The 13016-nt window shown below is 33.5% G+C and carries 13 protein-coding genes; 4 read left to right on the top strand and 9 right to left on the bottom strand.

Annotated features, from left to right (window positions below; translation table 11 throughout):
- The coding region (locus ACH2BG_RS12010) for an Ig domain-containing protein (RefSeq protein WP_395047931.1) at positions 1–2589 on the bottom strand (2589 nt) is incomplete at its 3' end.
- 15 nt (positions 2590–2604) lie between these two features.
- A complete protein-coding gene (locus tag ACH2BG_RS12005; RefSeq protein WP_395047930.1) occupies positions 2605–3015 on the bottom strand; it encodes a hypothetical protein in 411 nt (136 codons plus the stop codon).
- A gap of 162 nt (positions 3016–3177) precedes the next feature.
- Here ACH2BG_RS12005 and folE point away from each other — a divergent pair, with 162 nt between their 5' ends.
- The 4 genes from folE (at position 3178) to lgt (ending at position 6794) form a co-directional block, all read left to right on the top strand.
- Positions 3178–3849, top strand: coding sequence for a GTP cyclohydrolase I FolE (gene folE, locus ACH2BG_RS12000; RefSeq protein ID WP_395047929.1), 672 nt, complete (start codon positions 3178–3180; stop codon positions 3847–3849).
- Positions 3850–3966: 117 nt separating this feature from the next.
- Positions 3967–5448: a cysteine--tRNA ligase gene (gene cysS / locus ACH2BG_RS11995; RefSeq protein WP_395047933.1), complete on the top strand. Its 1482-nt coding sequence runs from the start codon at positions 3967–3969 to the stop codon at positions 5446–5448.
- Between the two features lie 37 nt (positions 5449–5485).
- Positions 5486–5680 (top strand): membrane protein insertion efficiency factor YidD, encoded by a 195-nt coding sequence (gene yidD, locus ACH2BG_RS11990; protein WP_395047932.1) that lies wholly within the window; start codon positions 5486–5488, stop codon positions 5678–5680.
- A gap of 148 nt (positions 5681–5828) precedes the next feature.
- Positions 5829–6794 carry a prolipoprotein diacylglyceryl transferase gene (gene lgt / locus ACH2BG_RS11985; protein WP_395047928.1) on the top strand — a complete coding sequence of 322 codons (966 nt, stop codon included), beginning with the start codon at positions 5829–5831 and terminating at the stop codon, positions 6792–6794.
- Positions 6795–6948: 154 nt separating this feature from the next.
- Here lgt and ACH2BG_RS11980 read toward each other — a convergent pair whose 3' ends face one another.
- The 7 genes from ACH2BG_RS11980 to ftsH all read right to left on the bottom strand — a co-directional run.
- Complete coding sequence (locus ACH2BG_RS11980) at positions 6949–7707, bottom strand: hypothetical protein (protein ID WP_395047927.1); 759 nt, start codon at positions 7705–7707, stop codon at positions 6949–6951.
- A gap of 97 nt (positions 7708–7804) precedes the next feature.
- Positions 7805–8665 carry a superoxide dismutase gene (locus ACH2BG_RS11975; RefSeq protein ID WP_395047926.1) on the bottom strand — a complete coding sequence of 287 codons (861 nt, stop codon included), beginning with the start codon at positions 8663–8665 and terminating at the stop codon, positions 7805–7807.
- Positions 8666–8759: 94 nt separating this feature from the next.
- A complete protein-coding gene (locus ACH2BG_RS11970) occupies positions 8760–9029 on the bottom strand; it encodes an acyl-CoA-binding protein (RefSeq protein ID WP_395047925.1) in 270 nt (89 codons plus the stop codon).
- Complete coding sequence (locus tag ACH2BG_RS11965; protein WP_395047924.1) at positions 9030–9680, bottom strand: phosphatidylserine decarboxylase family protein; 651 nt, start codon at positions 9678–9680, stop codon at positions 9030–9032.
- Positions 9670–10476 carry a phosphatidate cytidylyltransferase gene (locus ACH2BG_RS11960; protein WP_395047923.1) on the bottom strand — a complete coding sequence of 269 codons (807 nt, stop codon included), beginning with the start codon at positions 10474–10476 and terminating at the stop codon, positions 9670–9672. The genes ACH2BG_RS11965 and ACH2BG_RS11960 overlap by 11 nt, the downstream gene beginning before the upstream one ends.
- A 1-nt stretch (position 10477) precedes the next feature.
- Positions 10478–11083, bottom strand: coding sequence for an LUD domain-containing protein (locus tag ACH2BG_RS11955; RefSeq protein WP_395047922.1), 606 nt, complete (start codon positions 11081–11083; stop codon positions 10478–10480).
- A 108-nt stretch (positions 11084–11191) separates the two neighbouring features.
- Positions 11192–13016 (bottom strand): ATP-dependent zinc metalloprotease FtsH (gene ftsH / locus ACH2BG_RS11950; RefSeq protein WP_395047921.1); only part of this gene is annotated, 1825 nt, incomplete at its 5' end.

Below are 13016 nucleotides of genomic sequence, written 5' to 3'. Positions count from 1 at the left end.
AACTCCTGTTACCAATCCTGTATTACTTACAGTGGCTACTCCTGTATTTGATGAAGCCCAAGGTGTCGTCGCATTTGCAGTAGCAGAACCTGTAAGTTGCGTGGTTAATCCAACACAAGCATTTAAAGTTCCTGTAATTGTTGGCAATGCGTTGATAGTTACCGTTGTGGTAATAATACAACCATTACTATTGGTATAAGTAATAATTGTAGTTCCTGCTGAAACTCCTGTTACCAATCCTGTATTACTTACAGTGGCTATTCCAGGGTTTGATGAAACCCAAGGTGTCGTCGCATTTGCAGTAGCAGAACCTGTAAGTTGCGTGGTTAATCCAACACATACTAATAAGGTTCCTGTAATTGTTGGTAAAGCGTTAACCGTTACTGTTGCGGTAATAGCACAACCATTACTATTGGTATAAGTAATAATTGCTGTTCCTAACGAAACTCCTGTTACCAATCCTGTATTACTTACAGTGGCTACTCCAGGGTTTGATGAAACCCAAGGTGTCGTTCCATTTGCTGTACCAGAACCTATAAGTTGCGTGGTTAATCCAATACATGCATTTAAAGTTCCCGTAATTGTTGGCAATGCATTAATTGTTACTAATGTTGTAGCAGTTAATGCTGAACAACCCGCAGATGCAGGTGGAACGGTATAAGTTACTGTATAAACTCCTGAAGGGCTTCCGTTTGGAGTAATTGTTCCTGTAGTTGCATTAATTATTAAAACTTCAGGGCCAGGAATAACTGGACTTGCAGTATAAGTACCTGGTGCAAAAACACCAGTTCCTGATAAATAAACTAATTTAGGTACTGCATCTGATTCACAAAATGATGTGTTAGGTGTACTAGGTGTGCTATAAGATATAGCAGCAGTGCGTGGTGCACAATTATTTGCTATGCAACTATGAGTATTTGGTAAAAAACAACTACCTGCTGGTCCAGTAGGTGTTAATGTAATTACAACAGTATCTCCCGGAGTTAAACCTGATACTGAATAAGTTAATACATTACCAATTGCTCCAACATTTACTACTGGATTAGCATTTACTTGATAAGACACGTTATAACCTGTTGCTCCTGTAACTGCTGTCCAAGTAAATTCTACCGAAGTAGTTGTAGTTGTACCACAATTTATTGTTGGGGTTAGTACTGGATTAATTGTAACTGTTGTACTGGTATTAAATGCTGGGCAAGAAGCCGTTGCAGCAATATCATAATTTACTGTATACATTCCTGGTGTACTCGTACTAGGAATAATTTCTCCAGTGGTTGAATTTATTGTCAATCCAGTTGGATTTGTTGTAAAGCTTCCACTAGGAGTTAAACCTGAAGTAACTATAGGCTGTGGCGTCGTAACACTTGTACAATATGTTGGACTAGCGTAAGAAAACGTACCTGCCGGCGCAGCAGCCACAATTAAATCAAAAAATCTCGTAGCAACACACCCTGTTGTGTTATCCTCAACTCTAACATAAATTCTAACTGGTGAAGATGAGATAGAATAATTAGTCAAACTTGCAAAAGGAATAGCTGGACTTCCATTATCTGCGGCTAATTGAGATGTATGGTATGTAATGGTATAATCCGAAGCTGTGAGAGCACCTAAAATTTGAGTGTCTTTGTTTATTGAAGGAAATATATAAGGCGCTGCCGAACTTGTGCAAAGAACAATATCCGTAGGTTGTGTTACTGGTATTGGAGCGTAATATGTAAGTGTCATACTTTTGGTAACCTCATAACATCCTCCAGGTCTAGTGGTTTTTACTGACCAAGTTCCTGCTTGATTTACAGATATAGTTTGCATATTATTATAAGCAGGTTGTACTACACCTCCTAACAACCATTGAAAAGGTGGTGTACCTGTAAAATTTGTATCAGCAAAAGATGCTGTAATATTTATAGAAGTCCCTGCACACTCCGTACGATTTGGACCTAAAGAAACACCACAGACAATATCACAATCTGTAGAACCATAAGTTGGCAAAATAGGCTGTCTTTGTTCTAGTTTTATAAATCCTGGACCTCCAATGAAATTAGTAACCACAGCAAGATAATATTGTCCTGCAACAGCGCCAGCAATGGTCATGTGCTCGGTTTCACTAGTACTGTAACTACAATCTATCAAATTACCTGGAGCAGGTCTAGGATAGTCCCCAGGAAACCCTCCAGACCCTGGAGGGTCTGCGTCATTATTACGACATCCTGTTGTCCCAGGACAGTTATTAACCATGCTTCCACAATTCCCAGTTGCCGAAGCAAAAGGCCCCCAAACTGCAAAGTCGACATCCATTTCATCCGCTGGAAGTGGTGAAGGAAAACCAGCAGCATTAAAACTCCTATTTTGAATAATATCAAAAATTAAAGTCCCAGTTTGATCCACTTTAAAGTAAAACCATGCTGGTCTAGGTGTAGAACCCAAACATGCAGTTGCTCCGCCACCACCAGTTGTTGCACTTGGAAATATCAAGGATGGAGTAGTGCCATCCGCCCCACAAAAAGCTGTTGCGGTTGCACATGTTGCTCCTTGCCCATAAATATTAATAGCAACTAAACTAAAAACTAAAAATAGTATTATTTTTTTCATATTATTTTGCATAACTTATTTTATGAAATTATGATATTGCCAATCAGAGATTTTTTCGCAATTTGTTTTGTTAACAATTACTCTCCATTTGAAGCACTTACTCATCATTTCAAGATGACTTAATATTTTCGAACCAGCAATTCCGTTTTCGGCATTCCCTATATTTAGGATAAAGGTATCTTTATAAGTAACGGCTTTCTCTTTATGGAAACAATCTAAAATAGGAACTATTTCAATTTTAATTGAAGCATCTTTCACTTCTGAAAAATCCCAATTTACAATAGCAAATTTGTCAGAATAAACATCTTCTTTTGTGTATTCTGCAATCTCGGCCTTATAATTCGCATTACAATCTATGTTTTCTTGCGAATAAATAAATTGTGAGATCATAAAAACAAAGATAATTTTAAGGGTAATAAATTTCATCTCTTAGTTGGTTTAGTTAAATTCGTTCGAAATTTAAGAAATAATTAAGTAATAATTAATATTTGTTTACACTTTTTAATACTCAAAATCAATAAATAAATTTGAATATATTACATATATTTGCAATTAATAAACTTTTTAATTGTTTAAACCTTATATTTAATGGCTCATAACGACGATTTTCAAGACGAAATTGGAAACAATCATATTGCTACAAATGCAAAAAATCCTGTAAGAAAAGACGCATTTGTTCTGACCGATGATCAGAAAATAGAATCTATAAAAAAAGATGTAGAAAGTATTTTGCAAACACTTGGTATGGATCTTACTGATGATAGCTTGTCAGGAACACCCAACCGTGTGGCAAAAATGTTTGTAAAAGAAATTTTTGGCGGACTAAACCCTAACAAAAAACCAAAACCTTCTACTTTTGATAATAATTACAAATATGGCGAAATGCTCGTTGAGAAAAACATTGTGGTTTACTCTACTTGCGAACATCATTTGCTACCTATTATAGGAAGAGCTCATGTGGCCTATATATCAAACGGGACTGTGATTGGTTTATCTAAAATGAATCGAATTGTCGAATATTATTCGAAAAGACCACAAGTTCAGGAAAGATTAACAATGCAAATTGTACAAGAACTTCAAATTGCTTTAGGAACCGACGATGTGGCTTGTGTTATCGATGCAAAACACCTTTGCGTAAACTCTCGCGGAATAAAAGATATAGAAAGTAGTACTGTAACATCCGAGTTTGGCGGAAAATTTAAAAATTTAGAAACCCGAAGAGAATTCTTAGATTATATTAAATTGGAAACTAAATTCTAAAATAAAATTCATTAATACCGAAATGCCCTAGACCTGATTGCAGTGAAAATCCTTTTTTGAGGCACGAAAAAAAGATTGAAACGAAAAGCAGGAATAGCTCCTAAAAAAATAAAAAGAATGTCATTATATAAATCGCAACCCATAAAAATATACAACACGCTTTCTGGCGAAAAAGAAAATTTCACTTCTATTCATGAAGGAAATATTGGTATGTATGTTTGTGGGCCAACTGTTTACAGTAATGTTCATTTGGGAAATGTGCGAACTTTTATGTCGTTTGATATGATTTTTAGGTATTTATTGCACCTAGGATACAAAGTTCGTTATGTGAGAAATATTACTGATGCAGGTCATCTTACCGATGATGGCGATGTAAATAACGACCGATTTGTAAAACAAACCCGACTCGAAAAATTAGAACCTATGGAAGTAGTTCAGAAATACACTGTCTATTTTCATAAAGTTTTAGATTTATTTAATTTTTTGCCACCAAGTATCGAACCTACTGCCACAGGTCATATTGTAGAACAAATAGAGCTTATTGAAAAATTAGTTGCTAATGATTTTGCTTATGTAAGTAATGGTTCTGTTTATTTTGATGTTTTAGAATACAACAAAAAAGGACTAAATTATGGCGAACTAAACAACCGAAATGTTGAAGAATTATTAGCCAATACCAGAGATTTAGACGGGCAAAACGAAAAGAAAAACCCGCAAGATTTTGCTTTATGGAAAAATGCTTCTCCCGCTCACATCATGAGATGGAACTCGCTTTGGGGTGAAGGATTTCCTGGTTGGCATTTAGAATGTACTGCAATGAGTACAAAATACTTAGGTGAATATTTTGATATTCACGGTGGCGGAATGGATTTAAAATTCCCACACCACGAATGCGAAATTGCACAAGGGAAAGCTTGCAACGGAAGTTCGCCAGTAAAATATTGGATGCATGCCAATATGCTCACTATGAACGGGCTTCGTATGAGTAAATCTACTGGAAATTATATTTTACCAATGGAACTCATAAATGGAGAAAATACTTTTTTCGAAAAAGCTTTTCACCCAAATATAGTACGTTTTTGTTTTCTGCAAGCACATTATCGCAGCGTTTTAGATATTTCTAACGAGGCGATGGTTGCTAGCGAAAAAGGATTTAATAGATTGATGGAAAGCATTGCTGTTTTAAATAATTTGCAAGCTAAAAACACATCTTCACTTAACATCCAATCATGGAGACAAAATTGCTATGATGCAATAAATGATGATTTTAACACGCCAATTCTAATCGCTCAATTGTTTGAAGGTGCTCGATACATTAATTTGGTTAATGATGAGAAAGAAACTTTAACTCAAGATGATTTAGAAGTGCTAAAAAACACGATGCATAGTTTCCTTTTTGATGTTTTAGGTATTAAAAACGAAAAAGCAAACGATAATAACTCCGATAAGCTAGAAGGTGTTGTAGAAATGCTAATCGAAATGCGCAAACAAGCCAGAGAGAATAAGGATTTTGCAATGTCAGACCAGATTAGAGATCAGCTATTGGTTTTAGGAATTCAGTTGAAAGACGGAAAAGAAGGCACAACATTTTCAATATAATATTTTGAGTTTAAAAAAGATTCTGATATTTCCATTTATGTTTGTGGTTCGATTTTACCAAATCGTAATTTCGCCACTAACTCCCGCAACTTGTAGGTTCACTCCTACTTGCTCTCATTATACAGCCGAAGCTTTACAAAAACACGGATTATTTAAAGGAGGATATCTTGGTGCCAGAAGAATTTTGAGTTGTCATCCTTGGGGACGAAGCGGTTACGATCCAGTTCCTTAATATATTAGATTACTCCGTCCGCTCGCTCTTTCAGGCTCGGGTGCAGATATCAGATTTTAGAAATCCAGTTAAAATTTTAACAATTCATATTGAAATTTCTTTTTAAAATACTACTTTTGGCTAACACCAAATACCAGAAAACAAAAATATGACACACTTTTTACAGATCGTTTGGAATCCTTCGGAAGGAATACAATTGGGTTCATTTACCTTACATTTTTACAGTTTAATGTTCGTTGTAGCGTTTGTTTTGGGTTGGTTTATTATGAAACCAATTTTTAAAAGAGAAAATGAACCAATCGAAAAATTAGACAGTTTACTAATATACATGGTACTTGCCATCTTAATTGGTGCAAGATTGGGTGATGTTATATTTTACAATTGGAGTAGTTATTATCCAGATCATTTACTCGAAATTTTCCTTCCAATAAGAGAAAATCCAAACGCTACTTTATTTTATTTTATAAAAGGTTGGGAATTTACCGGATTTAGAGGTTTAGCAAGTCATGGTGCAGCAATTGCGGTTATTATTACGATGTATTTTTATACTACCAAAGTGCTTAAAAGACCTATTTTATGGATTCTCGACAGAGTTGTAATTCCTGTTGCCAGTGGAGCAATATTTGTACGATTAGGCAACTTTTTTAATTCTGAAATTTACGGACCAATTGTTTCAGGAAAACCTTTTTATGGTGTGAAATTTATCCGTGAAGACGAGTTTTGGATGGATAAAAACATACGTCAAATCACACAAACAAACGATTTAAGCAAAGCTTACAAGCTTATAGAAACTGATCCTAATTTTGCAACAACTCTAAATGCAATTCCGTTTAGACATCCTTCGCAATTATATGAAGCTTTTGGATACATTTTTGTTTTTGCAATTTTATTCTTTTTTTATTGGAAAACTGATGCCCGTCAAAAACAAGGTTTCCTTTTCGGAACCTTCTTAATCACGTTATTTTCAGTAAGAATTCTAGTTGAATTTGTAAAAGAAAGCCAAGGTGGTTTCGAATCCGCTTTAGGTATTTTATCTACAGGACAATGGTTAAGTATTCCGTTTATAATTGCTGGATTATTCTTTGTTTTTAGAGCAAAAAAGGAAGTAGTTTAAAATAATATATTTATATTTTGAATAAAAAAACACGCAGATTGCGTGTTTTTTTATTCAAAATATAAAGTTTGATTTGATTTAAAATTCTCAGAATTTTCTAATACAAACCAAGCTCTAGCAATCCCGAAAAACTGCTGTTAGTATAGAGTTGGTATTAATTCATTAATGTTCCGTCTTCGGTTAAAATTACCCTTCCGTCTTTTTCAACTTCAAATGTAATATCTGGAGAATTGTCTTCTCCAATAATATTTCTATAAACTTTGTATGTGTAGTTTCCATTCGAGAAGGCAATAACGTGATTACCTCCGCTTCCTTCATATTCTAATTCTCCATTATTTAAAATTATATCAGGTTTTGAAGATTCTATTTTATTTGTTTTCCAAGAAGCATATCTGTATTTTTGATTAGATAGTTCATCAATTCTAATCAAATAATTTTTAGTCTTTATTTTGTATGTTGAGCTTTTGAAAGTTTTTAATGAAACATGCAAGCTTTCTTTTTCCTTAGCTATCAAACCATTTTTTAACTTTTTCTCAAAGTCGCTTTGATAGTTTATGGCAGTTATTTTCCCATTATCACTTTCTACCCATACAATGCCATTGTCCAACATAATTCCTCTCCACCCAACTTCTGACCATTGTTTAATTTTTGAGTTAGCAATCTTGTCAACAAGAGTTTTATCAAAAACTTCATTAAAACGCTTTCTAAATTCATTTTTGTCTTTAATACTTGGTATTGGATATTCTCTACTTAAAGGGAAGTTAATGATTTTTGATATTTTGTCAATGTTTTTCTGTTTGAATAAAGCTATGACATTTTTGATGTTGTCAATTTTGTAGTCGTCAAGTTTTTCATTTTGAGAGTAACTAATTTTGGAAACAAGTAATATTAAAAATAATAGTTTGAATTTCATTTTATATATTTTTACAATGACCACTAACTTAAAAAGTTGACTAATTTATAAACAATAATTAACTCAAAACAAAAGAAGTAATTATTAGTATTTAAAACTATTTAAACTCATCAGGAACTGATGTTGGTGTCTCTGCAGGAATAGTCGTTTCGGTCGGTGCACTAGTTGGCGCAACTGAAGGTGCAACTTTAGGGAAAGCGTCGTATTTTTTTAGTACTTCATTCCAGTTTATAACACTAAAAAAAGTATTTACATATTCTCTCTTTTTATTCTGAAATTTCAGATAATAAGCGTGTTCCCACATATCTAAATTTAAAAGAGGAATACCTGAAAAACCTAGATTTTTCATCAAAGGATTGTCGTTATTTAGTGTGGTTACAATTCGCAATTTTCCTGTTTTATCTGAAACCAACCAAGTCCAACCGGATCCAAATACTTTGAGCGATGTTTCTGTAAATTGTGATCTAAAGGCATCAAAAGAACCAAAATCTCTAACAATAGCCTCCATTAAATCGCCTTCTGGTTCGCCTTCAGCATTGGCCGACATGTTTCCCCAAAAAAAGTTATGATTGTAAAAACCTCCTGCATTATTTCTAATTTCAGTATCGGATAAATTCAGGTTTTTGAATATATCGTTTAACGAAAGTGTTTCGTATTTTGTTCCAATCACCGATTTATTCAGATTATTTACATAACCCAAATGGTGTTTAGAATAATGGATTTCGATAGTTGTGGCATCAAAATTTGGCTCGAGCGCTTTGTAATTATAGGGTAATTGAAACATTTCAAAAGCGCCTTCAGTAGCTTTCACATCGGTTGCTTTACTATTTCCGCCTTTTACTTTTACAACTTCAATAGGTGTTGCTGGCACATCTACTTGCTCGATTAATGTATTTTTTTTACATGAAACTACAGTTGTTAATGCCAATATGATAACGAATAACTGAGAATATTTCATATGTAGATAATATTTATTTTTTATTGGAATATGGTATATTTATTAGGAAATCTTAATTTGTATTCGTGATTTAGCATCATAAATATTTCATATACTATTTTTTTGAAATTTGATTGATAATATCAATATAACATTCTTTTGCTTCTTCGGCTGAAATATGACTTATTTGCAACCAAGCATTATTCTTGAAAGCATCTCTAACGTCTAGATTTGAGTAATTTACACTTCCTAAAGAACCAAAGGTAGCTTGCTTATAATAGGCATAACATCTTAACTGAACATCTTGTGGCAACGACGCTTGAGGAATCGTTAGAGCAAGTTGTATGGCTTCTTGAAATCGTGTATCTAAATCTTTTTCAGACATTTAACCTAAAGCTATAATCGTTTTGTTTCCTGTCGCCACTTCATTTAGTTTCACATTTACTTTTGTTCCTAATGGTAAAAACAAATCTACTCGTGAGCCAAATTTTATAAATCCGGCATCGGTTCCTTGAACTACTTGCGTTCCTTCTTCTGCATAATTTACAATTCTTTTGGCAAGCGCTCCAGCTATTTGACGATACAATATTTCTCCAAAAACTTTATTTTCGATAACTACTGTGGTACGCTCGTTTTCGGTACTGGCTTTTGGATGCCAAGCCACAAGAAACTTTCCCGGGTGGTATTTGCTGTATTTTACCAATCCTGAAACAGCATAACGAGTAACATGCACATTTATAGGTGACATAAATATAGAAACCTGTAAACGTTTGTCTTTGAAATATTCTGGCTCGAAAACCTCTTCTATAACTACTACTTTTCCATCTACTGGTGCTACAATCTGATTGTCATTGTCAACAATACTTCGGTTTGGATTTCTAAAAAATTGCAAAATTATGATATAGAAAAACAAAGCTATAAGCTGAATTCCCATTGTAAGCCATGGCAAATTGATAAATTCTCCTGCTAAAACAATTGTTGCAACAAATAATAATGTTGCTACTAAAATAATTTTTGAACCTTCTTTATGAAACATATACTATAATTTTATAAAATAAAAATAAAAATGGAGCTACAAATATAATACTATCTAATCGATCTAGCATACCACCGTGACCTGGCATTATATTTCCACTGTCTTTTACGTTGGCTATTCGTTTGAATTTAGACTCGACCAAATCGCCAATTGTACCAAAAAAACTAATTATTAATGCAGTTATTATCCAAACATAAACTGGCATTTGCAAATAATATTTTGAAATTATAACACTCGCAATTATTGCAAAAACTACTCCGCCTACAAATCCTTCTATCGTTTTTTTAGGAGAAATAGATTCGAATAATTTATTTTTTCCAATAGATTTCCCTACAATATAAGCAAACGTATCATTTGTCCAAATAAGTATAAAGATAGCAATTATTAGTTTTGGTTGAAAAGATTCTTCTAAATTTGAAATTTTTACTATAAAGATAAAAGGTAAAATAATATATCCAATTAGATTAACCCATTTTCCTTGCACATCTATTGCAATCGTTTTTCCTTTAAATAGCCAAAATAGCAATCTGATAGAAACAAATAAAGAAGCTAGAATTAATCCAAAATCGGTTAATTTATTTTCTGGTAAGAAGCAACCAAATATAAAATATAATAATCCAGCGATTAGCATTGCCGGTATTTTTGGTAAAAATATCAAATTGCAAAATTCACGAACAGTTTGCAACATAAACAGTCCAAAAAGCAACAAAAATGACTCTCTAGAAAAAAGTGTTACGAAGACTAGCACTAGTATATATACCAATCCTGACAATGAACGTGTTACGTTTTCATTCATTTTACAAGTCTTCTAAAAGCAATAAATACAAATGTTTTGGAGAACTTCCGTAGTGTAAAAAGTCTTCTTCTTTTACTTTTTCAAAATATTTAAAAGTGGTAATATTCGTAGGATAATCGGTAGTGTAACGTTTTTTTATTTCTCTAAGGCCGTCACTTTTATTTAATATAATCTGGCTTGTAGTAGCCACCAAAATTATATTATCTGGCAAATCGTTTGGTTTGTTTTGTTTAATTTGATTTGATGAAAACAATACTGAACCTTCATCGGCAATTAGATTCTCGCAACTCGCCAAGAAAAATTTAGGGCTTTGTGGCTTATCGAAAGTAATCTTATTATCATCGAGCATTTTAAACAATCTTGGTTCTAAACACATCGCTTCAGATTCGAACCAATCGTTCTCTTCGAGAATATTTTCAAACTGTTCATTTAGTTCAACCTTATTTTCACAATATAAAAATTTACCCCCATTTTTTTTGAAATTATGAGTAAATTGTTCGTCGACAGGAAGTTGAGAATGAATATCCTGAAACGGATTGAAATCATTTTCATTAGTATCGTTTGACGTTTCACTGCTTGAGCCAAATATTTTTCTAAAAATACTCATATACTTAAAATACGTGGAAATTATTGCTTAATTGCTACCAAAGATAAAAAAATCTCAATCCAATTAAGCAATTAGATTGAGATTTTTAGATATGTTATTAACTAAGTTTTAAACAATTTCAGGAATAACGTCAACGAAAACTTCTTTATCGAATGGTCTTTTTCCAAAAATAGTTTCTAAATCGTCTTTAAAAATAACTTCTTTTTCTATAAGAATATCCGCCAATTGATTTAGTTTGTCTTTGTGTAACTCAAGAAGCGCAATGGCTCTTTGATATTGTCCTTCAATCAAAATTGAAATTTCTTCATCGATTGTTCTAGCCGTTTCTTCAGAATAAGGCTTAGAAAAATTATAATCTGATTGCCCTGATGAATCGTAATAAGTTATATTTCCTAGCTTTTCATTTAGTCCATAAACCGTAACCATTGCTCTGGCTTGTTTTGTTACTTTTTCTAAATCGCTTAATGCTCCTGTAGAAATATTATTAAAAATAACTTTCTCTGCAGCTCTTCCGCCCATGGTAGCACACATTTCGTCTAGCATTTGATTAGGACGCACAATTTGTCTTTCTTCAGGCAAATACCAAGCAGCACCTAAACTTTGCCCACGAGGTACAATAGTCACTTTTATAAGTGGTGCAGCGTGTTCTAGCATCCAACTTACAGTTGCATGACCAGCTTCGTGAATCGCAATAGCTTTCTTTTCGTCTGGTGTTATAATTTTATTTTTCTTTTCTAATCCGCCTACAATCCTATCGACAGCATCAAGAAAATCTTGTTTATCGACAGCTGTTTTATTATTTCTGGCTGCAATAAGCGCTGCTTCGTTACAAACATTTGCAATATCAGCTCCTGAAAAACCTGGAGTATGTTTGGCAAGGAATTCAGTATCAAGATTATCTACTTTTTTAAGTGGTGCAAGATGCACGGCAAAAATCTCGGCACGTTCTGTTATATTAGGTAAATCAACATAAATTTGACGGTCGAAACGACCAGCACGCATTAAAGCTTTGTCTAAAACATCGGCTCTATTTGTTGCTGCGATTACGATTACGTTCGAATTTGTTCCGAAACCATCCATTTCTGTCAATAACTGATTTAATGTGTTTTCACGTTCGTCATTTCCGCCAGACATATTTCCTTTTCCACGAGCACGACCTACTGCATCAATCTCATCTATAAAAATAATAGCTGGTGCTTTGTCTTTGGCTTGCTTAAACAAATCACGCACACGTGAAGCACCTACTCCTACAAACATTTCGACAAAATCAGATCCTGATAATGAGAAAAAAGGAACTTGAGCCTCGCCTGCAACAGCTTTTGCTAATAATGTTTTCCCTGTTCCCGGAGGACCTACAAGTAATGCTCCTTTTGGGATTTTACCTCCTAAATCGGTATATTTTGTTGGATTTTTAAGAAACTCTACAATTTCTTGTATTTCTTCTTTTGCTCCTTCTAGTCCAGCTACATCTTTGAAAGTTGTTTTAATATCTGTTTTCTCATCAAAAAGTTTTGCTTTAGATTTTCCGATGCTAAAAATTTGTGGCCCACCGCCACCTGAACCTCCGCCTGACATGCGTCGCATCATGTAAATCCAGAAACCTATTAATAAAATAATTGGAAGAAATCCTACTAAATCCGTCCACTCGCTTGATGTTTTAAATTCGAATGAGTTTAACTTATGTGCTTTTTGAGCTTCATCTAATTTTGCCTGAAAATTTTCAGAATTATTAGCGATTTGAAAGGTGTAATGTGGACCAAGATTTGGTTTTTGTAACAAATCTATTTTAGGGATTTTAACATGTGCTTTTGCAGCTAAAGCGTCTTTTTTTAGATAAACTTCAACGGTTTTGTCATTTATAATTTCTACTTTTTCTACTTGATTTGTATTCAAATACTCATAGAATTTAGAAACCGATGTTTTTGTAGGTTCA

It is taken from the genome of Flavobacterium sp., from assembly GCF_043779715.1.
Classification (GTDB): Bacteria; Bacteroidota; Bacteroidia; order Flavobacteriales; family Flavobacteriaceae; genus Flavobacterium.
The sequence above is the reverse complement of the archived record's forward strand: the minus strand, read 5'-3'. Positions and strand labels throughout refer to the sequence as shown.

Excerpts from the sequence above, each read along its gene's own strand:
- ACH2BG_RS12005 (WP_395047930.1), bottom strand. The coding sequence starts at position 3,015 with ATGAAATTTATTACCCTTAAAATTATCTTTGTTTTTATGATCTCACAA.
- folE (WP_395047929.1), top strand. The coding sequence starts at position 3,178 with ATGGCTCATAACGACGATTTTCAAGACGAAATTGGAAACAATCATATT.
- cysS (WP_395047933.1), top strand. The coding sequence starts at position 3,967 with ATGTCATTATATAAATCGCAACCCATAAAAATATACAACACGCTTTCT.
- yidD (WP_395047932.1), top strand. The coding sequence starts at position 5,486 with ATGTTTGTGGTTCGATTTTACCAAATCGTAATTTCGCCACTAACTCCC.
- lgt (WP_395047928.1), top strand. The coding sequence starts at position 5,829 with ATGACACACTTTTTACAGATCGTTTGGAATCCTTCGGAAGGAATACAA.
- ACH2BG_RS11980 (WP_395047927.1), bottom strand. The coding sequence starts at position 7,707 with ATGAAATTCAAACTATTATTTTTAATATTACTTGTTTCCAAAATTAGT.
- ACH2BG_RS11975 (WP_395047926.1), bottom strand. The coding sequence starts at position 8,665 with ATGAAATATTCTCAGTTATTCGTTATCATATTGGCATTAACAACTGTA.
- ACH2BG_RS11970 (WP_395047925.1), bottom strand. The coding sequence starts at position 9,029 with ATGTCTGAAAAAGATTTAGATACACGATTTCAAGAAGCCATACAACTT.
- ACH2BG_RS11965 (WP_395047924.1), bottom strand. The coding sequence starts at position 9,680 with ATGTTTCATAAAGAAGGTTCAAAAATTATTTTAGTAGCAACATTATTA.
- ACH2BG_RS11960 (WP_395047923.1), bottom strand. The coding sequence starts at position 10,476 with ATGAATGAAAACGTAACACGTTCATTGTCAGGATTGGTATATATACTA.
- ACH2BG_RS11955 (WP_395047922.1), bottom strand. The coding sequence starts at position 11,083 with ATGAGTATTTTTAGAAAAATATTTGGCTCAAGCAGTGAAACGTCAAAC.